Source organism: Aeromonas sp. ASNIH2 (assembly GCF_002934795.1).
Classification (GTDB): Bacteria; Pseudomonadota; Gammaproteobacteria; order Enterobacterales; family Aeromonadaceae; genus Aeromonas; species Aeromonas caviae.
Genome location: NZ_CP026406.1, coordinates 1,193,738 through 1,216,791 on the forward strand (window position 1 = coordinate 1,193,738; position 23,054 = coordinate 1,216,791).

At 64.8% G+C, this 23,054-nt stretch carries 22 protein-coding genes and 3 tRNA genes; 18 read left to right on the top strand and 7 right to left on the bottom strand.

Translation table 11 applies throughout. The features are described from left to right. Positions 1-10: 10 nt before the first annotated feature. The 6 genes from denD to C3F36_RS05445 all read left to right on the top strand — a co-directional run bounded on the left by denD (position 11) and on the right by C3F36_RS05445 (position 8,491). Entirely contained in the window at positions 11-985 is a 975-nt protein-coding gene (denD, locus tag C3F36_RS05420; protein ID WP_233759718.1) for a D-erythronate dehydrogenase, read from the top strand. After that, positions 982-2,487: a GntP family permease gene (locus tag C3F36_RS05425; RefSeq protein WP_042017724.1), complete on the top strand. Its 1,506-nt coding sequence runs from the start codon at positions 982-984 to the stop codon at positions 2,485-2,487. The genes denD and C3F36_RS05425 overlap by 4 nt, the downstream gene beginning before the upstream one ends. A gap of 90 nt (positions 2,488-2,577) precedes the next feature. Continuing rightward, positions 2,578-3,468, top strand: a complete 891-nt coding sequence (locus tag C3F36_RS05430; protein ID WP_104454651.1) for a DMT family transporter — start codon at positions 2,578-2,580, stop codon at positions 3,466-3,468. Between the two features lie 59 nt (positions 3,469-3,527). Continuing rightward, positions 3,528-5,465, top strand: coding sequence for a methyl-accepting chemotaxis protein (locus tag C3F36_RS05435; RefSeq protein ID WP_104454652.1), 1,938 nt, complete (start codon positions 3,528-3,530; stop codon positions 5,463-5,465). 680 nt (positions 5,466-6,145) lie between these two features. Then, positions 6,146-7,546, top strand: a complete 1,401-nt coding sequence (locus C3F36_RS05440) for an OprD family outer membrane porin (RefSeq protein WP_104454653.1) — start codon at positions 6,146-6,148, stop codon at positions 7,544-7,546. Positions 7,547-7,660: 114 nt separating this feature from the next. Then, positions 7,661-8,491 carry an SDR family oxidoreductase gene (locus C3F36_RS05445; protein ID WP_104454654.1) on the top strand — a complete coding sequence of 277 codons (831 nt, stop codon included), beginning with the start codon at positions 7,661-7,663 and terminating at the stop codon, positions 8,489-8,491. A 59-nt stretch (positions 8,492-8,550) separates the two neighbouring features. Here the strand turns inward: C3F36_RS05445 and C3F36_RS05450 are convergent, their stop codons facing one another. Next, a complete protein-coding gene (locus tag C3F36_RS05450) occupies positions 8,551-8,883 on the bottom strand; it encodes a DUF1904 family protein (RefSeq protein WP_010673289.1) in 333 nt (110 codons plus the stop codon). Between the two features lie 70 nt (positions 8,884-8,953). Between C3F36_RS05450 and C3F36_RS05455 the strand changes: the two genes are divergently transcribed. The 6 genes from C3F36_RS05455 (at position 8,954) to C3F36_RS05480 (ending at position 14,671) form a co-directional block, all read left to right on the top strand. Next, complete coding sequence (locus C3F36_RS05455; protein WP_041214639.1) at positions 8,954-9,841, top strand: TraB/GumN family protein; 888 nt, start codon at positions 8,954-8,956, stop codon at positions 9,839-9,841. A gap of 155 nt (positions 9,842-9,996) precedes the next feature. Further along, positions 9,997-10,146, top strand: coding sequence for a DUF3149 domain-containing protein (locus C3F36_RS05460; RefSeq protein ID WP_104454655.1), 150 nt, complete (start codon positions 9,997-9,999; stop codon positions 10,144-10,146). A gap of 115 nt (positions 10,147-10,261) precedes the next feature. Next, positions 10,262-10,843 (top strand): DNA endonuclease SmrA, encoded by a 582-nt coding sequence (gene smrA / locus C3F36_RS05465; protein WP_010673286.1) that lies wholly within the window; start codon positions 10,262-10,264, stop codon positions 10,841-10,843. A 106-nt stretch (positions 10,844-10,949) separates the two neighbouring features. Further along, positions 10,950-12,428, top strand: coding sequence for a carboxypeptidase M32 (locus tag C3F36_RS05470; RefSeq protein WP_199769673.1), 1,479 nt, complete (start codon positions 10,950-10,952; stop codon positions 12,426-12,428). Positions 12,429-12,689: 261 nt separating this feature from the next. After that, the gene (locus tag C3F36_RS05475; RefSeq protein WP_104454657.1) at positions 12,690-14,198 is read left to right on the top strand and encodes a DNA-3-methyladenine glycosylase 2; all 1,509 of its coding nucleotides are present in this window, start codon (positions 12,690-12,692) and stop codon (positions 14,196-14,198) included. Then, positions 14,195-14,671, top strand: a complete 477-nt coding sequence (locus C3F36_RS05480) for a methylated-DNA--[protein]-cysteine S-methyltransferase (RefSeq protein WP_104454658.1) — start codon at positions 14,195-14,197, stop codon at positions 14,669-14,671. Before C3F36_RS05475 ends, C3F36_RS05480 begins: the two co-directional genes overlap by 4 nt. Positions 14,672-14,693: 22 nt before the next feature. Here C3F36_RS05480 and C3F36_RS05485 read toward each other — a convergent pair whose 3' ends face one another. The 6 genes from C3F36_RS05485 to C3F36_RS05510 form a co-directional block, all read right to left on the bottom strand. Beyond that, positions 14,694-15,359, bottom strand: a complete 666-nt coding sequence (locus C3F36_RS05485; RefSeq protein WP_104454659.1) for a class I SAM-dependent methyltransferase — start codon at positions 15,357-15,359, stop codon at positions 14,694-14,696. Between the two features lie 111 nt (positions 15,360-15,470). Then, complete coding sequence (locus C3F36_RS05490; RefSeq protein WP_010673281.1) at positions 15,471-15,728, bottom strand: DUF1272 domain-containing protein; 258 nt, start codon at positions 15,726-15,728, stop codon at positions 15,471-15,473. Between the two features lie 44 nt (positions 15,729-15,772). Then, positions 15,773-16,102 (bottom strand): DHCW motif cupin fold protein, encoded by a 330-nt coding sequence (locus C3F36_RS05495; RefSeq protein WP_041214635.1) that lies wholly within the window; start codon positions 16,100-16,102, stop codon positions 15,773-15,775. A 117-nt stretch (positions 16,103-16,219) separates the two neighbouring features. Beyond that, positions 16,220-18,082, bottom strand: a complete 1,863-nt coding sequence (locus C3F36_RS05500; protein WP_104456002.1) for a peptidase U32 family protein — start codon at positions 18,080-18,082, stop codon at positions 16,220-16,222. Positions 18,083-18,260: 178 nt separating this feature from the next. Further along, a complete protein-coding gene (locus C3F36_RS05505) occupies positions 18,261-18,872 on the bottom strand; it encodes a LysE family translocator (RefSeq protein WP_039041052.1) in 612 nt (203 codons plus the stop codon). Positions 18,873-19,000: 128 nt separating this feature from the next. Next, on the bottom strand, positions 19,001-19,954 hold the full coding sequence (locus C3F36_RS05510; protein ID WP_104454660.1) for a LysR family transcriptional regulator: 954 nt from the start codon (positions 19,952-19,954) through the stop codon (positions 19,001-19,003). A 200-nt stretch (positions 19,955-20,154) separates the two neighbouring features. On the opposite strand from C3F36_RS05510, the gene C3F36_RS05515 reads away from it, so the two are divergent. The 6 genes from C3F36_RS05515 (at position 20,155) to C3F36_RS05540 (ending at position 23,047) form a co-directional block, all read left to right on the top strand. Continuing rightward, entirely contained in the window at positions 20,155-21,243 is a 1,089-nt protein-coding gene (locus C3F36_RS05515) for a ketoacyl-ACP synthase III (protein WP_104454661.1), read from the top strand. A 222-nt stretch (positions 21,244-21,465) separates the two neighbouring features. Next, a tRNA-Tyr gene (locus C3F36_RS05520) sits at positions 21,466-21,550 on the top strand. Positions 21,551-21,592: 42 nt separating this feature from the next. Next, a tRNA-Tyr gene (locus C3F36_RS05525) sits at positions 21,593-21,677 on the top strand. Positions 21,678-21,708: 31 nt separating this feature from the next. After that, a tRNA-Tyr gene (locus tag C3F36_RS05530) sits at positions 21,709-21,793 on the top strand. Positions 21,794-21,929: 136 nt separating this feature from the next. Continuing rightward, positions 21,930-22,202: a hypothetical protein gene (locus C3F36_RS05535; protein WP_010673275.1), complete on the top strand. Its 273-nt coding sequence runs from the start codon at positions 21,930-21,932 to the stop codon at positions 22,200-22,202. A 113-nt stretch (positions 22,203-22,315) separates the two neighbouring features. Then, positions 22,316-23,047, top strand: coding sequence for an EAL domain-containing protein (locus C3F36_RS05540; protein WP_104454662.1), 732 nt, complete (start codon positions 22,316-22,318; stop codon positions 23,045-23,047). Positions 23,048-23,054: the final 7 nt, after the last annotated feature.

Sequence of the window (23,054 nt, forward strand, 5' to 3'; positions counted from 1 at the left end):
GACCCTGAACATGAACGAGTCTGAGGATAACAAGATGCAGATCATCATCACCGGCGGCGGTGGCTTCCTGGGCCAGAAACTGGCCCGGGCCCTGCTGCAAGGCCCCCACCCCTTCACCGAGCTGCTGCTGGTGGACATCCAGCAGCCGCAATCCCCCCTGCCGGACCCCAGGGTTCGCTGTCTGCGGGCCGACCTCACCGAAGCCGGTGTCGCCGAGTCCCTCATCAGCGAGCGGACCGCCGTGGTCTACCACCTGGCCGCCATCGTCAGCAGCCACGCGGAGCAGGACTTCGATCTCGGCTGGCAGGTCAACCTGGACACCACCCGCACCCTGCTGGAGGCGTGCCGCCATGCCCGGCCGAGCATCCGCTTCGTCTTCACCAGCTCGCTCGCCGTCTATGGCGGCCCGCTACCGGAGCTGGTGAATGACGGCACGGCGCTCACCCCCACCTCCTCCTACGGCGCCCAGAAGGCCATGGGGGAACTGCTGGTCAACGACTACAGCCGCAAGGGCTTCGTCGACGGTCTGGTATTGCGCCTGCCCACCATCTGCGTGCGGCCGGGCAAGCCGAACCGCGCCGCCTCCTCCTTTGTCAGCAGCATCATCCGCGAGCCGCTGCAAGGGGAGAGCGCCCTCTGCCCAGTGAGCCCGGATCTGCGTCTGTGGCTCTCCAGCCCCGCCACCGTGGTCGCGAACTTCCTGCTGGCGGCCAGGCTCCCCGCCACCGGTGACGCCCGCAGCATCAACCTGCCCGGCATCAGCGTGACCGTCGGCGAGATGCTGGAGGCCCTCGCCCGGGCCGGTGGCCAGGCGGCCCGGGATCGGGTGCAGTTTGCCGCCGATCCGGCCATCGAGCGCATCGTGGCGAGCTGGCCGGGACGCATCGACAACCAGCGGGCCAGCGCCCTCGGCTTCGCGGCAGACAGGACGTTTGCCGACATCATCGACAGTTTCATCACCCATGACATGCAGGAGGCATCATGAGCGACATCCCAACCCCCATCATCGGTCTCATCATCGCGGTCTTCGTGCTGGTGTTCCTGGTCATCCGCACCCGGGTGCACGCCCTGATCGCCATGCTGGCGGCGGCCTGCATCGCCGGGATCACCGGCGGCATGAGCATCGACAAGACCCTCACCGTGATCACCCAGGGCTTTGGCTCCACCCTCGGCAGCATCGGCATCGTCATCGGCCTCGGGGTCATGATGGGTCGCCTGCTTGAGGTCTCCGGCGCCGCCGAACAGATCGCCTACAGCTTCATCAAGTGGCTCGGCAAGCGCCGCGAGGAGTGGGCTCTGGCCATCACGGGCTACATCGTCAGCATCCCCATCTTCGTGGACTCCGCCTTCGTCATCCTCTATCCGGTGGCCAAGGCGCTGGCAAAAAGTGGCAAGCGCTCCCTGCTCACCTTGGGGGTGGCGCTCGCGGGCGGCCTGGTGGTAACCCACCATACCGTGCCGCCGACCCCGGGCCCGCTGGGGGTTGCCGGCCTGTTTGGCGTGGACATCGGCGCCATGCTGCTGACCGGCATGGCCCTGGCCATCCCCTGCGTGCTCGGCATCGTCTTCTACGCCCAGTGGCTCGACAAGAAGTACCCCGAGTTCGGTGCCCAGGCCGCCCAGACCCCGGACGAGCTGCAAGCCACCTATGAGCAGTACCTCAAGGAGAAGGAGGGCAAGACCCTGCCGAGCCTGACCCTGTCGCTGCTGCCGATCCTGGTGCCCATCGTGCTCATCTTCGTCAAGGCCATCTTCACCACCCTGGCCACCCTGGAGGGGATGGACGGCCTGATGGCGAACCCCCTGGTGCAGGGCATCAACTTCATCGGCACCCCCATCATCGCGCTGGCCATCAGCGTGCTGCTGGCGGTCTATACCCTGGTCCCGCACATGGACAGGCACGCCACCGCCGCACGCCTGGAAGAGGGACTGCAATCCGCCGGCATCATCTTGCTGGTGACCGGTGCCGGCGGGGCGCTGGGGGCCGTGCTGCGCGACAGTGGCGCAGGTCAGCAACTGGCCGAGCAGATCGCCCAATTGCCCATCTCCCCCATCCTGATCCCCTTCATCGTGGCGACCCTGGTGCGCCTCATCCAGGGGTCCGGCACCGTGGCCATGGTGACGGCGGCCTCCATCTCCGCCCCCATCCTGGCGCAGATCCCCGGGGTCAACATGCTGCTGGCCGCCCAGGCCGCCACCATGGGGTCGCTCTTCTTCGGTTACTTCAACGACAGCCTGTTCTGGGTGGTCAACCGCATGATGGGCATCTCCGACGTCAAGCAGCAGATGATCGTCTGGTCCATCCCGACCACCATCGCCTGGGCCATCGGCGGCACCGGCGTCGCCCTGCTGAACCTGCTGTTCGGCTCCGGCGGCACCTGGTTCGACCCCGTGCTGCCGCTGCTGGTGCTGGCCCTCATCGTCTGGTACGTCAAGGGGCAGTCCCTGGCTCCGTCGGCAGGGGCCGTCCCGAGCCGGGAGTCATAACCCGCACCGTCACGGCAACGCTGTGTGACGAGGGCCAGTCTGCTAGACTGGCCCTCTTTTTCGTTCATTCATCTTGCAAAGGAGTGTTGGATGCCTGCGTCTTCCTGGTGGGACAAGTCCACCGGTTTTGCCCTGCTCACCATCTTGTTGTGGGCCTCCCTCGCCGCGCTCACCTCCCGGATCACCAGCGTCTCGCCGCTGGTGCTGGTGGGGCTGGTGCTGCTGCTCTGCGGGGCGGGCACCCTGCCATTCTGGCGCCAGTGGCGCGCCAGCCCCCTCACCTGGCTGGTGACCATCACCGCCCTGCTGCTCTATCACCTGCTGCTGTTCACAAGCTTTCGCCACGCCCCCGTGCTGGAGGCAAACCTCATCAACTACCTCTGGCCGCTGTGCATCATCCTGTTCACCCCCTTGCTGCTGCCGGGTCATCCCCTGAGCCTGCACCATCTGCTGGCCGGGGCCCTGGGTCTCGCGGGATCGGTACTGGTGATGGTCGATGGTCACCTGCAGTTGCAACAGGCCCATCTGCCCGGCTACCTGCTGGCCCTCGGCGCCGCCATCGTCTGGGGCGCCTATTCCGTGCTCTCCCGCCGCCTGCCTCCCGCTCCTGCCGTGGTCACGGCCGCCGCCTGCCTGCCCGCAGGGCTCCTGGCCCTGCTGCTGGCATGGATGCTGGAGGGACCGCTGCCGGTGGCCCGCATCCCGGCAGGTGACTGGGGCCTCATCATCGGGCTGGCCCTCGGCCCCATGGGGGCGGCCTTCGTCACCTGGTATCTGGCGCTGCGGGACGGGGATCCGCGCCGCATCGGCGCGCTCGCCTACCTCACTCCCTTGCTGAGCACCCTGCTGCTGGTCTGGCTCAACGGCGAGGCGCTCACCCCGCGCCATCTGCTGGCGGGGGGGCTCATCATGGGCGGCGCCCTGCTCGGCCTGCTGGTGAAGAGCCCAAGTCAACGGGAGCTGGCACGGCCACTGTCATAAAAACGCCATCAGACCTGATTAAGCTCGCGCCCATTGCGTGATTCAAGCAGGAATCTGATGTGAAAATTGCCCATTTTGCCTCCCTCTCTTCCCTCGTCTTGCTGCTGGTGGCCGGTGTTCAGGCCACCGCGCTCTATCATGGCTGGCAACAATTCAACCACTCGGCCCAGGCCCAGCGTCTGCAGGAGCGCCTGCAACAGCAACTGAGCGGTCCGCTGCAGGGGGCGCTTCGCGACTATCTCGGCAGCGGGGATCCCCTGCTGCTGGCCCAGGCACAGGGGGTGCGCCAGCAGGCGCTGGCCCTGTTGTCCCGCCTGGAGGATCCCCAGACCCAGCCGCTAAACGCCCGGCTTGAGCAGATGAAAACCCGCATTGACGGCGACTATCTGGCGGCGGGCAAGCTCTCCGGCAACAGCCAGTGGTTGCTGCAAAATGCCGAGAACGAGTTGACCACCCAGGCCAAAGCCTTGCTCCGTTACGGCCAGCAGGGGGCTGCCGCCGGGCGGGATCCGGCCCTTGCCGAGCAGTATCGCCAGGGGGCGGCCGACATCCTGACCACCCTCCCCTCCCTCGCCCACCAGCGCCAGAACTACATGGAGCAGGCGAGCGCCAAGCGTCTCGAAGGGCTGCAATTCGAGCTGGCTGCCCTGCAAAAGCAGGCCGACTCCCTGGCCGCCCTGCCGAGCATGGAGCTTTTCGAGGAGGCACCGGCCGACGAATTCACCCTGGGAGAGCCGATACGCAAGGAGCTCGGGGATCAGCCCAAAGCCGAGCTGACCTCCCTGCTCAAGCGCTATCCCCAGGAGCTGGAAAACAGCCGCAAGACGCTGCAACAGCAGCAGGCCGCTCGTCAGATGGTGCAGCAGGACATCACCCAGCTGCTGCAAGCGGGGGAGCAATTGGGTGAACAACTCGCCGCCGCCCGTCAGACCATGAACCGGGAGCTGGCCACCGTGCTCGGCGTGCTGGCGCTCTGCCTGGTCGTGGTGGCCCTGCTGTTCGCCCTGGTGCAGCGTCGCTGGCTGGTCAGGCCCCTGCTGCAACTGCGGGCAGCCTTCCTGCAGCTCGACGCCACGGGTCAGGCCCAGCTGCTGACCCCGGGGCGCGAGCGCAACGAACTGGCGGACATCGTCGCGAGCTACAACCGCCTGATACGGCGCCTGCAACAGGATCAGCAGCAGAAAGAGGGCCAGCTATCGGCGGTGTCGCAAAGTCTGCAAGGGATGGTCAACCAGGTGCAGGAGATCCATCACAGCACCCGCACCACGGAGCAGGCGGTGGACGAGAGCGACACCATGATGCAGGAGCTCAACCAGCTCGCCAGCGAGGTGCACCAGGTCGCCGCCGAAATCGCCCAGCACGCCCAGCACAATGAACACTCCATGAGCCAGAGCGAGCGGCTGGTCGGGGGCATGCTGACGGCTACCGCCCAGACCGGGCTCGCCATCGACGAGAGCAGCGGCGCCCTGGCCCAGCTGACCCGCTCGGTGGAGGACGTGACCGCCATCGTCGACGTCATCAGCCACATCTCCCAGCAGACCAACCTGCTGGCCCTCAACGCCTCCATCGAGGCGGCCAGGGCCGGGGAGCAGGGACGCGGCTTCGCGGTGGTAGCCGACGAGGTGCGCCACCTCTCCGCCGACACCCAGCGCTCCCTCGGCCAGATCACCGAGATCCTGGCGAGCCTCACCCAGGCGGGGGATCAGCTCGCCACCGTGCTGGCCCGCATCACCGCAGAGGCCGCCGAGCAGCGCCAGCAGGCGGAGCAGCTGCGCCAGACCACCCTGACGGTGCGGGAGATGGCGCGCAGCACCGCCGTCATCGCCCTGCAGGGCGCCGACAATGCCAAGAGCCAGGAACACAGGCTGGCGAGCTTCGCCGCCCTCATCGGTCGCATCAGCCTGCACGCCCGCCAGGGCAGTCGTCTCTCGGTACAGGTCTCGGAGCACATACACCACCAGGCCCAGCAGATCCCCCGGATCCTGAGCCAGGCCTGATAACCCCCGGGTCTGGCTCGCACCAGACCCGGGGCGCGCTCCCTGTCTACCTGCCCGCGGTACGGCCTTGCCGCAACCCTTCTCTTGATGCTCCCGTCACGTCTTCACGGGCGATGACGGGTTGCCTCATCCATTCAGTCACAGGCTCCCTCACCCCTTTCACATCCCTGGTCCCCCTGTCTGTCGGGCGACGGCTCACGCTCACGACAGTGGGCATCCCGCCGGGCCCATCTTTTTTTGTGATACAAAATTATATGTTGCCACCGGGTTAACAAATAAAGTTCTGCCTTGACGGCAAGATCTGCGCAGGAGAACGGTGAAATCACAATGAAAGCGCTGTCATTGCCGACATGAGTGGCCTGGGAGTGCCCACACCAAGAATCATGATTATTTGCACTCGGTCATATTTTTGAAACTTGCCGGGAACTTTACATTGATATTTCGCACCGCGAACGTACTCTTGGTGATGTCAGATCGCCAAGGATCGACAGCCAAAAAATAACGACTGTAACGATGCAGATAGCCCCGACCGATGCGCCAAGGCATCAGGCACAAGGGCACGACAGAGAACCATTTTTTTGCCCTTCGGGGTGTTGATTGCAATGCCAATACCGAGCGGCGGGTGCCTACCCGGCTGCCGGATAAAAAAGCTAAGTCCATAAAATCAGGAGCAATAACAAATGGAAAAAGTGATCTTCAAGCGCGCCGCGTTGAGTGCTGCCGTGGTCGCGGCACTGGTCGCACCCGGCATGGCGTTCGCCGCTCAAGACATGATGAGCCCGGAATACGGCAAGTCCTACAGCGCCTTCATCGATGAAGGCAAGCTCACCGGTGGCCTGTTCTACTTCCAGCGTGAGCGTGATCGCGTCCAGGCCGGTCCGGGTCAGGATGGCAAATACCACTCCAACCTGAGCCATGCCACCACCCAGGCAGCCCTGAACTTCAACTCCGGCTATGCATGGGGTGTGGTCGGCGTCGACGTGGGCGGCTTCGGTGCCTACGACCTGGCCGTTGACGAAAGCAATGGCGTCAACGAAGAGAACGAGTTCTCCTTCTGGGGCGACAAGTGGGGTTCAGGTGGTGACGGCGTTCCCGAGAACGGCTTCAGCCTCTCCAACGCCGCCCTGAAATTCAAGTTCGGTGACGCGGTCACCGCCAAGGGTGGTTACACCCAGCTCTATGTCCCCGGCATCCTCGGCGTCAACTGGTCCTATCAACCCGGTACCTACCGTGGTGGCCAGATCGAAGGCACCTTCGGCGGCCTCTACCTGACCTACGCCATCGCCGACGAGTACAAGGCTCCCTGGTTCAAGAACACCACCGGCTTCTCCAAGAGCAGCCCCTATACCAGCGATCCCTTCACCGATGCGAACAAGATCGACTACATCCACGGTCTGGTCGCTCGCTACACCTTCGAGAACGGCACTGCCGTCACCGCTGGCTTCGGTCAGTCCGAAGGCTACATGGACAGCTACCACTTCAAGCTGGCCCACAAATTCGACGTACTGGGTGGCCTGAACACCAGCTACCAGTTCTACGGTTCCGACACCGAGAACAGCGACTATGACGGCCTGGCCTGGCAACAAGCCCTGACCGCCAGCTGGGCAGCCGGCCCCTATGGCTTCCGTCTGGAAGGCCTGTGGACCAAGGCTGAAGGGGATCTGGGCAACTACCTGCCCCGTCTGACCCGCGGCTACGGCAACTCCCAGGGCGCGAACGAAATCTGGTGGGATTCCCGCTCAGACTGGAACCACAACGACGAGAAGGCCCTGTTCTTCGGCGTGACTCGTTCCCTGGATGATCTGGTGGGTGCACCGGGCTGGGGCGTGGGTGTCTCCGGTGCCTACGGCTGGGATGCCAACAACGGCGACAAGTCCCTGGAAGGCGGCAAAGAGTGGGCAGCCAACTTCGACGTCATGTATACAGTGCAGGACGGCAAGCTGAAGGGCACCCTGTTCAAGCTGCACTACACCGACTACAACAACGAACAGGACGACAAGGGCAGCTGGTACTACCCGAACATGTTCAGCTCCGAGCATGACGTCAAGTTCCACATCATCATGCCGTTCACCATCATGTAATCAGGCATCTGACGTGACCGAAAACCGGGCCTCTGGCCCGGTTTTGTTTTTGGTGGCACCACGCTACCATGCCAGCTTCGGGCCACCTGCCGGCCGTCAATCAGGACCATGCTCATGCCCCATCCCTTCGTGCTCGTCACCGGCTGCTCCAGCGGCATCGGCCTCGCCGCCGCAAGAAAGCTCGGCGCCCGGGGCTTCACCGTCATCGCTTCCGCCCGCAAGGCCGAGGATGTGGCCCTGCTGCAGCAGCAGGGTCTGTTGGCGGTGCAACTGGATCTGGCGGACAGCGCCAGCATAGAGCGAGGGGCGACAGAGGCGCTGGCCCTGGCCGAGGGGCGCCTCTACGGCCTCTTCAACAACGGCGCCTACGGCCAGCCCGGTGCGCTGGAAGATCTGCCCACCGAGGCGCTGCGCGAGCAGTTCGAGACCAACCTCTTTGGCTGGCATCACCTCATTCGCCAGATATTGCCCCCCATGCTGGCGGCAGGCGAGGGGCGCATCGTACAGAACAGCTCGGTGCTTGGCCTGGTGGCCATGAAGTATCGTGGCGCCTACAACGCCAGCAAGTTCGCGCTGGAAGGCTATACCGACACCCTGCGCCTGGAACTCGCGGGCAGCGGCGTGCACATCAGCCTGATCGAACCCGGCCCCATCGACACCCGGTTTCGCGCCAATGCCCGGGAGGCCTTCCTGCGCCACATAGACCCCGCTACCAGCCGCCACCAGGACGCCTATGCCCAGACGCTGGCCAGGCTGGAGCGTGAAGGGGGTGCCCGGGGCTTTACCCTGCCAAGCGAGGCCTGCATCCCGCCGTTACTGCATGCGCTCACGAGCAAGCGTCCCAGGCACCGCTACCCGGTCACCTTCCCGACCAAATTGTTTACCGTGCTGCGCCGCCTGCTGCCAAGCCGCTGGCTGGACAAGCTGCTGATCAAATCCGCCTGATAAAGGTGCCCTCGGCGGGCCTCCTCTTGACATGCACCGGTCTCAGCAACGATGCCCGCTCAATAGTGCTGGCCGTTGCTGTAGTAGTGACTCTTGACGATGGGCAGCACCTGCACCACCACATAGGTCTGCTCCCCCAGCACCCCTTTCAGGTGGCGGGTGATGAGGGCGGCGGCGGCATCCTGCATCTCCTGCGGTCGCTCGAACCAGACCAGCTCCACGAAGGGGAAACCGGCTTCGGGCTGGCCATCTCGTACCCACTGGCTCGGTACGCACTCCAGGGTGACGAACTCCGGCTTGCCACCGGTCAGGGCGCAGAGATCCGTCATCAGGGGGGCGCTTATCCGCTGCAGGGTGTCGACAGAAACTGCCCGAAAACGAAGGTGGGGCATGGGAAACCTCTTGGCTGTGACAAATGAGGACTTATCATAGAGCACTCATCCCGCTCACATAAGGTGCCTCATGAGATTCCATCCCACGCTGCTCTCCTTCCTGCTCTGCCTGCTGCTGCCGCTCCATGCCATGGCCGATCCGGCCTTCTACCGCATCAACAAGGGCAACGAACAGCACTGGCTGCTGGGGTCCATCCATGCGGGCAAACCCTCTCTCTATCCCCTGCCGGACCCGGTGGAGCGCGCCTGGCAGCAGAGCCGCGCCCTGGTGATGGAGGTGGACATGACCCACATCAGCCAGGAGCAGTGGCAGGAGATGGGCGCCATCACCCGGCTCGTCGACGGCAAGACCCTCAAGGATCACCTGCCCATCGACCTCTACCGTCGCACCCTCATCGCCGCGGGCCAGAACGGTCTGAACGAGAGCATGCTGGCCCCGCTGCGTCCCTGGTTTGCGGCCATTACCCTGACCCAGGCAGCCCTGGAGCGCACCGGCTATCGCGGTGAATACGGTGTCGACCAGCACTTCGCCAAGCGGGCGAACGACGGCGGCAAGCCCATCGTCGGGCTGGAGACCCTGCTGGAGCAGCTCGGCTATCTCGCGAGCGTCGGCGACAACCAGACCTTGATGCTGGAGAGCACCCTGGACGAGCTGCCCGACATCCAGCAGGGGTTCGACGCCGTGATGACCGCCTGGCAGAACGGGGACGAGGCCACCCTCATCAATCTGCTCAGGGAGGAGATGGCGCCGCCCAAGCTGCAAGCCTGGCTGGAACAGACCCTGCTGGCAGAGCGCAACCGCAACTGGGTCAAGAAGTGGCCCAGCCTGCCGAACGAGAGCTTTATCGTGGTAGGGGCCCTGCATCTTTACGGCGAGCACGGGCTGCTCGCCCTGCTGGAGCAGCAGGGCTGGCGCATCACGCCCCTCACCGAACCGACCCTGGAGAAAGCAAAATAGCGTCCAGTCCGGCGACCTGACGCGCCGGATGCGCGTCGGCTCACAGAATTCGCTGCCGATTAAATAACCAGAGAGGGAGTTGATCGAGATCATCCCCTCCCTCCTGAAGAGGTATCTATCATGCCTGTCACCGCCCAGTAACAGGAGTGAACGAGATGGAATTCTGGATGAACCTGATGTTCGGCAACAGCGTGGGGCTGATGTCCATGCTGGTGATTTTCGGCACCTTCCTGCTCATCAGCGCCTATGCGGTCTATTTCATCTACAAGGTGATGCACGCAGAGCTGCCCAAAGAGGGGCAATAACCAGGCTCGCTCAGACCGCCCTCCCCGGCAGGGCCGGGGCCTGCGAGCGTTGCCATTCTAAGGCCCACCAAGGCCCGCTATACTGGCTCCCTCATTTTCATGCGGGGAGCCTGCCGTGTCTCATAACGACGAACTCTCACTGTTCCTGCAGGAAGTGGCCGACGTGCGGCCCCTTCGCAGCGACCATATCGCCCCCGTTGCGGGCAACAGCCAGCCCACCGAGGCGCAACTCGCGCGCCGGGAAGCCGCCACCGCCGAACAACTCACCCTGGATCACCTCGGCACGGAAGCAGTCGAGATGCTGGACCCCCATGCCATCGTCGGCTTCAAGCGTGACGGCGTGCAGGAAGGGGTCTACAAGAAGCTGCGCCTTGGCAAATACGAGCTGCAAGGCTCCCTCGACCTGCACCACAAGACGCTCAACGAGGCCCGTATCGCCCTGGTGCAGTTCATTGCCGAATGCGAAGTACGGGATATCCGCTGCCTGCTGATCCTGCACGGCAAGGGGGAGCGCAGCACCCCGCGTGCCCTGCTCAAGAGCCATGTCAGCGCCTGGCTGCCACAGTTGCCTTCGGTGATGGCCATGCACAGCGCCGAGCGCCGCCACGGCGGCAGCGGTGCGCTCTACGTATTGCTGCGCAAGAGCGAGCGCAAGAAGGCGGAAAACCGCGAACGGCACCAGAAGCGCCTCGGCTGACTGCCTGAGGGTAGCACCAGGGTGGATGGCAGTGCTAGCATCGGGCGGCCCCGATCATGCCAGGTACGGGGTGCATATCATCAGGGACGATAACAAGGACAATCCCATGTCATACCAGAAACTCGAACAACATCAGCAACAACTGCACCGCCTCTCCCACCTCTCCGCCATCTGCGGCTGGGATCAGGCCGCCATGATGCCGGAGGGGGGCAACGAGGCCCGCGCCGAGGCGATGGCGGAGCTCGGCGTGCTGATCCACGGCAAGCGCACCGCCCCCGAGCTTGGGGAGTGGATTGCCAAGGCAGAGAGTGAACCGCTGGACGAGCACCAGCGTGCGAACCTGCGGGAGATCAAGCGCCAGTGGCAGGATGCGAGCCTGCTGCCGGGGGCGCTGGTGGAGGCGCTTTCCCTGGCCGGCAGCAAATGCGAGCACGCCTGGCGTCGCCAGCGCAAGGAGAACGACTGGGCAGGTTTTGCCCCTAACCTCGAGGAGGTGGTGCGCCTGTCGCGGGAGGTGGCTCGCCTGCGCGCCGACGCGCTCGGGGTGCGTCCCTATGACGCCATGCTGGCGCTGTACGAGCCCGGCATGACGAGCGCGAGGCTGGATCAGATCTTCGGCGATCTGACGAGCTGGCTGCCCGGCCTCATCCAGACCGTGAGCGAACGGCAGAAGAGCGACGTGCTCCTTACGCCGCAAGGCCCCTTCCCGATCCCAACGCAGCAGGCGCTCGGTCAGGAGGTGATGGGGCTGCTCGGCTTTGATTTCGCCCACGGCCGGCTCGACGTGAGCAGCCACCCGTTCTGCGGCGGCGTGCCGACGGACGTGCGCATCACCACGCGCTACAACGAGCAGGAGTTCGTCTCCAGCCTGATGGGCATCGTCCACGAGACGGGTCACGCGCGTTACGAGCAGGGCCTGCCGCGCGCACTGCTCGGCCAGCCGGTGGCCGAGGCGCGTTCCATGGGCATTCACGAGAGTCAGAGCCTGTTCTGCGAGATGCAACTCGGCCATCACCCCGCGTTCCTTGCACAGATTGCACCGCGCATCCGCGCACACTTCGGCGAACAGGCCGCGCTCGCCCCCGCGAACCTCGAGAAGCTGTACAACAGGGTCGAGCCCGGCTTTATCCGCGTCGATGCGGACGAGGTCACCTACCCTGCCCACGTCATCCTGCGCTACGAGCTGGAGCGGGACCTGATGGAAGGGCGCATCGAGGTCGCGGACATCCCCGAGCTGTGGGACGCGAAGATGCAACAGTGGCTCTGCTTGTCCACGAAGGGCAATTACCAGAATGGCTGCATGCAGGACATCCACTGGACGGACGGCTCGTTTGGCTACTTCCCGAGCTACACGCTCGGCGCCATGTACGCGGCGCAACTGCGCTTTGCACTCGAGCGTGAGCTCGGCGACATGGGCACGCTCGTAGAGTCCGGCCGCCTGCCGGAGATCTTTGGCTGGCTCGGTCGCCATATCTGGTCCCAGGGCAGCCTGCACGGCACGGACGAGCTCATTCGCCGCGCGACCGGTGAGGCGCTCAATCCCCAGTGGCTGCGCAAACACCTCGAACAGCGCTATCTGAAATAAGCGAGGTTGAACCCCCTCCCAGCCTCCCCCTTCACAAGGGGGAGGAGCTAACCCCGCCCCCATTCACAGAGGGGAGCTGTTTGTCCCCTCCCCTTACGAAGGGGAGGGTTAGGGTGGGGTCCTGCCCCCCTAACCTTACAAAGGGAGGACTGGGATTCCTCGGATCGCACTATTTTTGCTATCCCTGTCCGTTTTTGGCTAGTCACCCCTCTCGCCCCCGCTTAGTCTCTGGGACATGCCCACAGCAACCCGAGCCATGCCATGACCACAGAGCCCCCGCATTCATCCCAACGGGACGAGATCATCCCGGGTCTCACCCGGGAGCAGTGCCACGCCGCACGCCTCGCGCGAGACGCGCGTTTCGATGGTCGCTTCTTCACCGGGGTGCTCTCCACCGGTATCTATTGCCGCCCCGTGTGTCCGGCGCGGGCACCGCACGAGCACAATGTGCGCTATTTTCGCTTCGCGGCGGCGGCGGAGCAGCACGGGCTGCGCCCCTGCCTGCGCTGTCGCCCCGAGCTCGCACCGGCCCAGAGCGGCGATCTGCCACCGCTCGTCGCCCAGGTGCTGGCGCGCATCGAGCGCGGCGAGCTGGCGGAGCACAGCCTGGGTTCCCTTGCAACGCAGGCCGGGATCACGGAGCGCACCCTGAGGCGTCAGTTCGAGCAACACCTCGGCGCCTCGCCAAAACAGGTGGAGCAGACGCGCCGCCTGCTCCTTGCGAAACGGCTGCTGACGGAGACGCGCCTGCCCATCACGGACGTGGCGTTTGCCGCAGGCTTTGCGAGCATTCGTCGCTTCAACGACGCCTGGCTGCAGGCGTATGGGATGACACCGGGCGCCCTGCGCAAGCAGGAAGGGGGCGCGGAGCAGGAGACGCCGCAATCGAGCCTGCAACTGCACCTGCTGTATCGCCCGCCGTTCGACATCCAGGCCATGCTCGCGTTCTACCGGTTGCGCGCCATTCCGGGGCTGGAGCGGGTGGATGAGCACGGTTACGAACGCCGTCACCGGGTCGGCGAGCAGGAGGGGCTCATCCGCATCGAGCCCGTCGAGGGGGAGAGGCTCAGACTCACGGTGCGGGATCTGCCGCCGGGTGCGCTGCCGGACATCCTGTACCGCGTGCGCCGCATGTGGGATCTCGACGCCGACATGAGCCGCATCGGCGAACACCTGGGGCAGGATCCGCTGCTCGCCGGCATCCAGGGGCGCTGGCCCGGGGTGCGGCTGCCGGGGGGGTGGGATGAATACGAGGTGATGCTGCGCGCCATCGTCGGCCAGCAGGTGTCGGTCAAGGGTGCCATCACCATCATGGGGCGCCTGGTGGCGCGCACCCAGGCTCAGTTCGGCACCGCGCAGCTGCCCACCCCGACCCAGCTGTGCGAGCTGGATCTTGACGGTATCGGCATGCCTGGCAGCCGCATCCGCACCCTGCAAGGGCTGGCCTCGGCGCTCGCAAGCGGCGCACTCACCCTCGCCACGGCAAGCGACGAGCAACTGCTCGCGCTGCCGGGCATAGGTCCCTGGACGGTCGCTTACTGGCGGCTGCGCTGCGGGCTCGACACGGATGCCTTCCCCGCCTCGGATCTCGTGCTGCAAAAGGCGCTGGGGGACGGTGACAAGCTGCCGGTGAAAGAGGTGACAGCGCGCAGCGCCCCCTGGCAGCCGTGGCGCGCCTATGCCGCGAGCTGGCTGTGGCACGCCATGAGTGAACAACCGACGCTGCTCACCCGGCCAACACAGACACAAGACGAGGAGAAGAGCCCATGATCCGCTATGACATGATGCTCACCGACCAGGGCGAACTGCTGGTCGCCATCGACGAACGCGGCCTGGTCCATGTGGACTTCCTGGCCGGACTGCGGCCGCTGCCCGACATGCAGGACTGGCAGCAGGACGGCGAGGCGCTCGCCCCCTTCCTCGCCGAGTTTCGGGACTACTTCGCGGGCCGGTTGCAGCGCTTCACCCTGCCGCTCGCCCCCAGGGGCACGGCGTTTCAGCAAGCGGTGTGGCAGGCGCTGTGCGACATCCCCTACGGGGAGACCCGCAGCTACGGCGACATCGCCCGCGCCATCGGCAAGCCAAACGCGGTGCGGGCGGTGGGTGCCGCGAACGGCCGCAATCCGCTCTCCATCATCATCCCCTGCCACCGGGTGATCGGCCAGAATGGCAGCCTCACCGGCTATGCGGGAGGCCTGCCCATCAAGCAGGCACTGCTGACGCTGGAGAGGGCCTCTCGTTGATCCGGCGCCACCCGGCCAGGGCTCACTGCCGCTGCGCCAGCCAGCCGTGAAACCCCAACGCCTGAAAGAAGCGGTGCGCCGCCGCGAAACCGGCCCCTTGCAAGAGGCGCCGGGTCTGTCCCTCGTCCAGGGAGGTGAAGTCCCCTCCGAGGCGGCGCACCATCTGCTCGCAGGCAGGAAGCGGCAAACCGGCGAGGGCGGCTTGCAACCCCATGGCCTTGCGCTCGAGCGGGTCCGTTGGCGCCATCAGATCCGCCAGCAGCAGGGGAACGCCAGGATTGAGCTGGCGATAAATATCACCCAATAGCGCGGCTTTGGGATCTTGCGCCAGAAAATGCAGCACCAGCAGACAGAGTGCGCCATCGCAAGGCTTATCCACCACAGGTAATGCGCCCAGGTGCCAGCACACCCTCTCCCCCATGCCCGCCTGCTCGGCCCGCATCCTGGCTTGGGCCAGCATGTCCGCCGAGATATCCTGGGCCACAAAGGTCCAGCGGGGGCAGAGACGGCCAAGCAGCAGCAACTCGCTGCCCGTGCCCACCCCCACCAGCAGCACCCGGGCCTCCTGGCCCAGCGCGGCCATCAGCCGGGAGGCACAAAGCTGGTGCAGCAGCTCATAGCCTGGCACCAGCAGGGGGATGCGGCTGTCATAGGCCTTCGCCCCTTCTCCTTCGAATCGCTCCGTCATCTTTTGCTCCTTTGGTGTGAGCCCCCTTGATAGGGGCTGCCGCCGGGAGAAGGTCAAGAGCCACCGGGGCGAGCCAGTTGCCAGCCCAGCCCTTCCCATGAAGGGAGGGCCCTAGCCCCCCTTGCCCAGCGCCGCTTTCAGAGCCGGATTGAAGACGCGCTGGAGGGAGGCGGGGTTGTTCACCAGCTTGGCCGCCGGGCGGCGCGGGCGCCTGACCAGCTCGCCGCCACAGTTGGGGCAGGTCAGGTGCAGATACTGATCGTTGCACTCGGCGCAGAAGGTGCACTCAAAGGAGCAGATGTAGGCCGTCGCCGTGTCGGCGGGCAGATCCCGGTCACAGCACTCGCAGTTGGGTCTGAGTTCAAGCATGACAAGTTCCTGAAGCGCAAAGGGAAAGCGGGAAAGAGGGCAGCTCAGTCGACGATAAAGAGGCGAGCGCCCAGTTCGGTATAGGAGCGATGGGGTTCGGCGTTGTCCGCCACCTGGTAGCTCATGCCCGGCGTCAGGGTGAAGACGCGGCCATCCTGCAACTCGGTGTGCAGCTCCCCTTCGAGGCAGAGCAGCACATGGCCCTTGCTGCACCAGTGATCCGCCAGATACCCGGGGGAGTACTCCACCATTCGCACCCGCAGCTCCCCGAACTGCCGGGTGTGCCAGCGGGCGACGCCGCGCTCTCCCTTGTGTTCGGTCGGCGGGACCTCGGCCCAGTTCGTGGTGCAAAACGGCAGTGCATGGATGTTCATGACGGATCCTTTGTCAGAAGAAGGCTGGGGGAAGGCGCCTCACCACGGGATATCCGTGACAAGGCCGCGCCCCATACTGCCATCAAATCCGCTCCAGCCCCATGCCCACACGGGCAATCATCCTCTCTTCAGGCTGCCCATCACCTGCATCTCGCAGCGGTGGCAGTCAAAACGCAGACGGAAACTCTCCTTGCCCATCTTGAGCTCCAGGGGCTCGGCCTTGAGACCGGGCATCTCCTTGGGGCAGAGCTGCTGGCTGTAGCGGATGCAGTGCTTCGTTGTCATCAGCACCACTTCCCGCTCCTCCTTGTTCGCCTCATACGCGGGGGCGATGCTCCCCACCCCGTGTTCGCGAAAGAACTGCTCCGCCGCGCTGTTCAGCACGTTGCCGAGGTAGGAGAGCCGATGCTGGGGATAAACGGCGCCTCGCAGGGGAATGCGCCGCTCGGGTCGCCGGTAGGCAGCCAGACGGGCCGCTTCCAGGGCGGCGATCCCCTCCCGGCGCAAGCCGTTAAGCTGTGAAGCCGCAATAAATAGCGGGCGAGTGAATGCCAACTCAATCTGGCGAGCCACAAACAGGGTGTTGCCGAGTTTGCCGAGCTGATCCCTGGCCTGTTGCAGCGCCCGTTCCGGGTTGTCCGCCGGCTGCTGGTCGCAGGGGAGCGTGACGGCGACACCAATGCCCTGCTCGTCCACAAGTTCGAGCCGCAGTCCCTCGTCGCACTCCGATAGCCGCATATCGACCCGGATGCGGCGATCCGCGCTCCCCTTTTCGAGCTGCTTGCTGAAGGCCTGATCGTGGTTGCGAAAGATCTCGGTGCCCACCTTGAGACCGGGCATGGGTTCCGACAGGAGTAACCGCTTGCTCTGTGCCTTCTCCTCCACTTTATTGAGGCGCATCCCCACCAGCTCGCCCCCCGGCTTGAAGAAGCCGAGGCCATCGCCGTTGTTGAGGGCAACGGCCTGGCCGTCGATCTCGATGCCATCGCGGGTCACGCTGGTGACGCGCCCGAGCGGCTCCCCGACGTATTTCGGGCTGCGCGGCGAGTCGATGCCTGGCTGTCGGCCATGGAGGAAGTAGTCGGTGCTGCCCCGGTTGAAACTCTTCTTGGGATCCGGCGTAAAGGTGTAGCTACAACGACCGGCGGAAGCCGCCACCAGGTCGGGGCGGCTCGCCAGGATGGTGTCCAGCTTCTGGCGATACCAGGCGGTGACGTTCTTGACGTAGTCGAGCCCCTTGAGGCGCCCTTCAATCTTGAAGGAGCGGATCCCTGCGGCGATCAGCGCCTCCAGGTTGTCGGTCTGATCCATGTCTTTCAAGGAGAGCAGGTGGCTGTTTTCCACCAGCACCTCCCCCGCCGGCGTTTGCAGGGAACAGGGCAGTCGACAGAGCTGGGCGCACTCGCCGCGGTTCGCGCTGCGCCCGGTGCGGGCGTGGCTGATGTTGCACTGGCCGCTGTAGGAGACGCACAGGGCACCGTGGATGAAGAACTCCAGCTGCACGCTCGTGGCGGCGCTTATCTCGCGGATCTGCGCAAGGGAGAGCTCGCGGGCCAGCACCACCTGGGAGAAGCCCACGTCCTGCAGAAACTTTACCTTTTCCGGGGTGCGGTTGTCGGTCTGGGTGCTGGCGTGCAGCGCGATGGGGGGCAAATCGAGCGCCAGCAGCCCCATGTCCTGCACGATCAGCGCATCGGCCCCTGCCTCGTAGATCTGATGGGTCAGGCGCCGGGCCTGCTCCAGCTCGTGGTCGTGCAGCAGGGTATTGAAGGCGACGAAGACCTGGGCGCCGAAGCGGTGGGCATGGCGCGCCAGCGCCTCGATGTCCTCGAGGCTGTTGCCTGCTGCGCTGCGGGCACCGAAAGCGGGGCCGCCCATGTAGACGGCGTCGGCGCCGTGGTTGATGGCCTCGATGCCATAGGCAAGGTTCTTGGCCGGGGCCAGCAACTCCAGGCGGTTGTGATGGTTCTGATCGCGCATAACGTCCGGTTCGAAGGGCTGCAAATGGCCGCCACTCTAACCAGACTCCCCGCCCCCCGCCTTGATCCCGCTTAAGATCACCGCAGAATGCAGGATTGACCCGGTACAAGGACATCTGGCTGCCCCCTCATCCCCCGGCCCTGAGAGAGTGCCGACTACGCTGGCACCCGACGCGGAGCTAGATCACGACCTTGAGGGCCAGCCCCAGCAGCACCAGGCCGCTCACCTTGTCGATCACGGTGGATTTGGCCTTGAGCCAGGCGAGTACGGGCCCGCGAGAGAGCACCAGGGCCACCAGCACATACCAGAGCGCATCGATACCGCCTGCGGTCAGCATCATGATGCCCCCCTCACGCCAGCCGGTGTCGGCGTGCACGAACTGGCTGAACAGGGCGATAAAGAAGATGGCGAGCTGGGGGTTCAAGAAGGCCACCATAAAGCCCTCGAACGCCCCTTGACGTCCCCGTGGCGGGTGCCCCTCCTCCTTGCCTGCCTCACCCCCTGCGGGCCTGGCCAGCAACGCCTTGATCCCGAGCCAGGCGAGAAACGCCGCGCCGCCGTAGCGGATGAGATCGAACAGCAGCGGGGTCTGGGTGATCAGGATGGCGAGGCCGAGGGCCGTGATCAGCGCATAGATGCCGACTCCCAGGCCGTGGCCCAGCGCCGTGGCAACCCCGTGGCCCTGCCCTCCCTGCACCGTATTGCGGATGATCAGTGCCAGGCTCGGCCCCGGGCTGATGGCCCCCATCACGCAAATGGCGGCCAGCGCCAGCCAACTCGTCAGCTCCATACCTTCTCTTCCTTCGTGTCGATTGTTGTCACCCGGGATCAGGGTAGGGGGTGGCTCGCTATGCCAGAAGTGAAAGTTATGAATAGAGTCCATAGCCAGTGGTTATAGAGTGGCACAACCCGCTGCCATCAGTGGCCCGCCTGCGACCCTCCAGCCAACTGCTTGCGACTCTCCCCCAGGGTGAATTGCAGGTGATCCCGCAGGAAGGGATAGGCCAGCTCGCGAAACCAGCGGTGAGCCGGATCCAGGTGGTGGCGCTGGTGCCACAGCAGATGATACTGCTGGACCCGGGTGGCGAAGGGGAGATCGCAAAAACTCAGGGCATGTTCCCGGGAGAGCTGCCAAGCGATATGGGCCGGGGTGGTCATCAGACAGTCTGTGCGCAGCAGCACCTCCACCGCGGCCTGGAAGAAGGGCACCCGGGCAAACCAGCGGCGGGAGAGCCCGCGGGGGGCCAGCACCTGCTCCACCGGGCTGTCCTTGTCCCCGCCCCCGCTCACCTGCAGGTGGGGCCAGGCGAGGTAATCCTCCAGACTGGGCGCCATGCCAGAGAGCGGGTGATGGCGCCCCATCAGCACCACCAGCCTGTCCTCCCCCTGATGCAGGCCGCGGATCTGGTCCGGCACCAGCTCCGTGATGGTGGAGACCATGTCCAGCTCCGATTGCCAGAGCTGGGGCAACTGGCGCTTGTCCCACAGGCTGTACTCCAGCGCCGCCCGGGGGGCGACCCTCGCCAGGGCCGCACAGATGTCCGGCAAGATGTGCTGGGCCACGTAGTCGGAGGAGGCGAGCCGAAACACCCGCTCGCAGCGCTCGGGGGCAAATTCCGGCGCCTCGTAGAGCCGCTCCAAGGCACCGAGGGAATCGGCAAGCTGGGCCGCCAGGGCCTCGGCCCGCGGGGTCAGCAGCCAGCGCTGCCCTTCCCGCACCAGCAGCTCGTCGCCAAACTCGCTGCGAAGCTGGCCGAGCTGCTTGCTGATGGAGGGCTGGCTCAGGTTCAGCAGCTCCGCCGCCCGGCTGATGTTGCGGGTCTCCAGCAGCACCTTGAGGGTGGGCAAGAGATTGAGATTCGCTTTGTGCACAGGAGTCACCTCGGGAAGGGGTCGCCGGGATCGGGCCTTCATCTTACGGCAAGGAGAAGCGGAAATTTAAGCAAAATCACGGTCTTGCTCCCGCCACTCCCCTTACACTGGGGGGACCGCAGGATGACAGTGAACGCCCCGTGCGGCATAATTTCGCCACTTTCCGCCCCAGGGCGGCCATCACGACAAGCGACGACAAGATGACATACGCCACTATCACCGGGTGGGGAAAATGCCTGCCCCCCGCCTCGCTGACCAACGATGACCTCGGCACCATCATGGATACCTCGGACGAGTGGATCTACCCGCGCACCGGCATCAAGGCCCGCCGGGTCTCCCATGTCAGCACCCAGGCGCTAGCCACCCTGGCCGCCCGTCGCGCCCTGGCGTGCGCAGGTCTGGACGCCGCCGCCCTCGATGGCATCATCCTGGCGACAGCCACACCGGGCACGCTGGTCCCCAATGGCGCCTCCGCCGTGCAGCAGGCCCTCGGCGCCCACAAGGCGGCGGTGTTCGACCTCAACGCCGCCTGCACCGGCTTCGTCTATGCCCTCTCGGTCGCCACCTCCCTGGTGCAGACCGGCATGATGCAAAAGGTGCTGGTGATCGGTGCCGAGCGGCTGACCCAGTTGCTGGACTGGGCCAAGCGCGACACCGCCGTGCTGTTCGGGGATGGCGCCGGCGCCGTCATCATCGAGGCGAGCGAGCAGGAGAGCGGCCTGATTGCCAGCAAGCTCGGTTGTGACAGCGAAGCGCGGGAGATACTGCACGTGCCGAACTTCGGTACGAATCGGGTGCGTTTCGCCGACATTGACGGCCTCTTCACCTTCAACTTCGAGGGGCAGGAGATCTTCAAGCGCGCCGTGCGCGGCATGGGCGAAGCCACCGGCACCGTACTGGCCCAGGCCGGCATCGCCCCCGAGCAGATCGACCTCATCGTGCCGCACCAGGCGAACGTGCGCATCATCGAGACCCTGGCCAAGCGGATGAACGCCCCCATGGAGAAGGTGATGGTCAACATAGAGCAGTACGGCAACACCTCCGCCGCCACCGTGCCCATCGCCCTGTGCGAGGCGCTGGAGCAGGGTCGGGTCAAGCCGAACAGCTACCTGCTGACCGCCGCCTTCGGGGCCGGGCTGACCTGGGGCGCCGCCCTCATCAAGTGGGGAGACCGCGTCACCCCGATCGCGAGTTGCGACGAGGTGCTGCCCCCCTGCGAGCAAAGCGCCCTCGAACTCATCGCCCATGCGGTGCAGGGTTGCCAGCAGGCTCGCCCCGCCGACGCCTGAGCGAGCGCCAGCGCCCCATGATCCGCCAGGAGTCCCGTGGCTCCTGGCAGCCAGCCCCCCACGCCCCTTCGCCGTTTCGGCAGCGACATAAAAGTCATTGAAAAGTGTGAATTTTGAGCGAAACATATCAAAAAATGACCACTTGACACTTTTTTGTCGTCAGAATGCGGCCAAGGGGTTCACAACCTTGCCGGATCTGGTAGTATGCGGCCTCGCACTTGGGGAGGGGTTCCCGAGCGGCCAAAGGGATCAGACTGTAAATCTGACGGCTCTGCCTTCGAAGGTTCGAATCCTTCTCCCTCCACCATTCAAGTGCGTCAAGTAAGTAAAAATCAGGAAAATACCCCGTGGAGGGGTTCCCGAGCGGCCAAAGGGATCAGACTGTAAATCTGACGGCTCTGCCTTCGAAGGTTCGAATCCTTCTCCCTCCACCATCTTCCTGAACACAATATGCAATGCCCCTGTGGAGGGGTTCCCGAGCGGCCAAAGGGATCAGACTGTAAATCTGACGGCTCTGCCTTCGAAGGTTCGAATCCTTCTCCCTCCACCATCCTTCAGACAACCCGGCCTCGCGCCGGGTTTTCGCTTTTCTGGATAGAATCCATATGGCGCTGTCAGATCTGACAATTGCCCTCCCCGCACTTTTTAGAAACAGTGGAGCCTCATGTCGCAAGGAGTGCACACAGATGTTTGAAATCTGGGATGAAACGGGTCGCGAGCACGGGCTGACACTGCCCGAGCTGCAACTGCGGCTGCGGGATTACCAGGGAGACGTGATGGTGCGTTACCTCAACCGCCTCGGCCTGCCGAGCACCCTCTTCCTGACCATCCGCCAGGGATGTGCCTATCAGCGCTTCAAGGCGGGTTCCCCCATGCTCGACTGGTCCTGGCTTGCCCAGGCCATGCACGCAGCCCCCCTGGCTGGCGCCGCACCTGCACAGGGCCATGCTCTTCCCTGACCCCCTCTCATCCTGCCCACACCCAAACAGGGCCCATTATCAGACTCTTCCTACAGCCTCCGTTTAGACCCTCCCTGTATGATGCGTAACCATGTTCCCGTCAGGTGAAGGCCATGTTTGCGTTCAAAGAAGAGTATCCCGTGAGTGCCATGGTCAGCATGGCGGATATCGTCGTCCCCTTTTATCAGCCCATCATCGGCCAGGATCGTCAGGTCAAGGGGTATGAGGTGCTGGCCAGGCGCTGGGATGCCGGCAGCCAGGGCTATCAGGGCATCGATTTTGCCGCCCTCGGCGAGGATGACGCCCTGCACCTGGATATCGTCATGCTCAGGGCCATCATGCGCGATCTGCCCGTGCTCGCCCAAAAAGGCCCCTATGCACTCTCCATCAACCTCAATCCGGCGCTCTCCAGCCCCACCTACCGCAATCTGCTGTTGCTGGTGCTGCTCCAGGCCCGCAAGCTGGGGATCGACATCTGGTTCGAGGTGCTGGAGCACGTCAGGATCAAACACCAGCACAGGGAGATGATCGAGGTGTTGCGGGCCCATGGCGCCCACATCGCCTGTGACGACTTCGGCTCCCTGGCGTGCAATTTCCAGCGCCTGATGATGCTTCCCTACGAGATCGTGAAGCTGGATCGCTCCCTGCTGCTTCAGGCTGCGCGCAGCACCCACGCCCTCAACATGCTGACGGGGCTGGTGAAATACCTGCAACGACTCGGCATGGCCGTGGTATGCGAGGGAGTGGAGACCCAGGCCCATATCGAGGTGGCGAACCGGCTGGGCTGCGACTACCAGCAGGGCTACGCCTACGCCATTCCCTCCCCTCTCTCCCGCTGGGCCTGAGCGGAGC

Coding starts and splice junctions, on each gene's coding strand:
- denD (WP_233759718.1), top strand. CDS start 11: ATGAACGAGTCTGAGGATAACAAGATGCAGATCATCATCACCGGCGGC.
- C3F36_RS05425 (WP_042017724.1), top strand. CDS start 982: ATGAGCGACATCCCAACCCCCATCATCGGTCTCATCATCGCGGTCTTC.
- C3F36_RS05430 (WP_104454651.1), top strand. CDS start 2,578: ATGCCTGCGTCTTCCTGGTGGGACAAGTCCACCGGTTTTGCCCTGCTC.
- C3F36_RS05440 (WP_104454653.1), top strand. CDS start 6,146: ATGGAAAAAGTGATCTTCAAGCGCGCCGCGTTGAGTGCTGCCGTGGTC.
- C3F36_RS05445 (WP_104454654.1), top strand. CDS start 7,661: ATGCCCCATCCCTTCGTGCTCGTCACCGGCTGCTCCAGCGGCATCGGC.
- C3F36_RS05450 (WP_010673289.1), bottom strand. CDS start 8,883: ATGCCCCACCTTCGTTTTCGGGCAGTTTCTGTCGACACCCTGCAGCGG.
- C3F36_RS05455 (WP_041214639.1), top strand. CDS start 8,954: ATGAGATTCCATCCCACGCTGCTCTCCTTCCTGCTCTGCCTGCTGCTG.
- C3F36_RS05460 (WP_104454655.1), top strand. CDS start 9,997: ATGGAATTCTGGATGAACCTGATGTTCGGCAACAGCGTGGGGCTGATG.
- C3F36_RS05470 (WP_199769673.1), top strand. CDS start 10,950: ATGTCATACCAGAAACTCGAACAACATCAGCAACAACTGCACCGCCTC.
- C3F36_RS05475 (WP_104454657.1), top strand. CDS start 12,690: ATGACCACAGAGCCCCCGCATTCATCCCAACGGGACGAGATCATCCCG.
- C3F36_RS05480 (WP_104454658.1), top strand. CDS start 14,195: ATGATCCGCTATGACATGATGCTCACCGACCAGGGCGAACTGCTGGTC.
- C3F36_RS05485 (WP_104454659.1), bottom strand. CDS start 15,359: ATGACGGAGCGATTCGAAGGAGAAGGGGCGAAGGCCTATGACAGCCGC.
- C3F36_RS05490 (WP_010673281.1), bottom strand. CDS start 15,728: ATGCTTGAACTCAGACCCAACTGCGAGTGCTGTGACCGGGATCTGCCC.
- C3F36_RS05495 (WP_041214635.1), bottom strand. CDS start 16,102: ATGAACATCCATGCACTGCCGTTTTGCACCACGAACTGGGCCGAGGTC.
- C3F36_RS05500 (WP_104456002.1), bottom strand. CDS start 18,082: ATGCGCGATCAGAACCATCACAACCGCCTGGAGTTGCTGGCCCCGGCC.
- C3F36_RS05505 (WP_039041052.1), bottom strand. CDS start 18,872: ATGGAGCTGACGAGTTGGCTGGCGCTGGCCGCCATTTGCGTGATGGGG.
- C3F36_RS05515 (WP_104454661.1), top strand. CDS start 20,155: ATGACATACGCCACTATCACCGGGTGGGGAAAATGCCTGCCCCCCGCC.
- C3F36_RS05535 (WP_010673275.1), top strand. CDS start 21,930: ATGTTTGAAATCTGGGATGAAACGGGTCGCGAGCACGGGCTGACACTG.
- C3F36_RS05540 (WP_104454662.1), top strand. CDS start 22,316: ATGTTTGCGTTCAAAGAAGAGTATCCCGTGAGTGCCATGGTCAGCATG.